The 916-nt window shown below is 39.5% G+C and carries 2 protein-coding genes; both read left to right on the top strand.

The window, feature by feature from the left end; all coding sequences use genetic code 11:
* Positions 1-64: 64 nt before the first annotated feature.
* Positions 65-418, top strand: a complete 354-nt coding sequence (locus ACT3S4_RS14340) for an IS630 transposase-related protein (protein ID WP_045456530.1) — start codon at positions 65-67, stop codon at positions 416-418.
* A complete protein-coding gene (locus tag ACT3S4_RS14335; protein WP_406947496.1) occupies positions 390-911 on the top strand; it encodes an IS630 family transposase in 522 nt (173 codons plus the stop codon). The genes ACT3S4_RS14340 and ACT3S4_RS14335 overlap by 29 nt, the downstream gene beginning before the upstream one ends.
* Positions 912-916: the final 5 nt, after the last annotated feature.

The raw sequence follows: 916 nt of genomic DNA, 5'->3' as shown, positions 1-916 counted from the left end.
TATAGTCAGTTCTTTTTAAATAAGATACAATCGTTTTAAAACAAGCGAAATGGCAGAATAACAAATGACCTATTCAGCAGATTTTCGAGCACAAGTGATTAAAAGTGTCAAAAACAAAGACATGAGTATCCGTCAGGCTTGTACTTTTTATAATATTAGCAAAACCGCATTACAGCGCTGGCTCAAAGATTCAAGTATCAAACAAACCCGGAATAAACCACCGACTAAAATACCGAATGAAGCACTCTTAAAAGACGTTGAACAACATCCAGATGACTATTTATATGAGCGAGCTAGGCGATTCAACTGTAGTAAGACCGGCATGCACAATGCTTTAAAACGCCTAGGTATCAGTCAAAAAAAAGACCTTAGAGCATCCAAAAGCCTGCCTGATAAAAAGAGCGTCGTATCAGAGTAAGCTTGATAGCTTTACACAGCAAGGCTATCCCATTGTGTATATGGATGAAAGCGGCTTTGAGGCTGAAACTATAAGACCTTACGGATACTCACCGATAGGCAAACCCTGTATCGACAGCTTCAACTGGCAAGCAAAAAAGCGCACTAATGTCATCGGTGCTTTGTATAAAAAGATGCTGTTTGCGCTTGATTACTTTGAACAAAATATCAACAGCCATATATTTTATGACTGGTGCAAGTTCACGCTAATTCCAAGTCTCAAGACTAAATGCGTGATCGTTATGGATAATGCCCGCTTTCATAAGAGCAAGCGTATTCAAAAACTACTGAACAGGCACGGTCATCGTATTCTATGGCTGCCACCCTACAGTCCTGATCTAAACCCCATTGAAAAGAAATGGGCTCAAGCTAAGTTTCTACGCCAAGGGTGGATGGAGAATAATCTGCCTAAGCTATTTCAGGATATGGGCTGTATTTATTTTATTGTGAACTGACTATA

The sequence above is a fragment of the Psychrobacter sp. AOP30-A2-5 genome, from assembly GCF_052378115.1.
Lineage (GTDB): Bacteria > Pseudomonadota > Gammaproteobacteria > Pseudomonadales > Moraxellaceae > Psychrobacter.
This window is presented reverse-complemented; position numbering and strand designations above follow the sequence as displayed.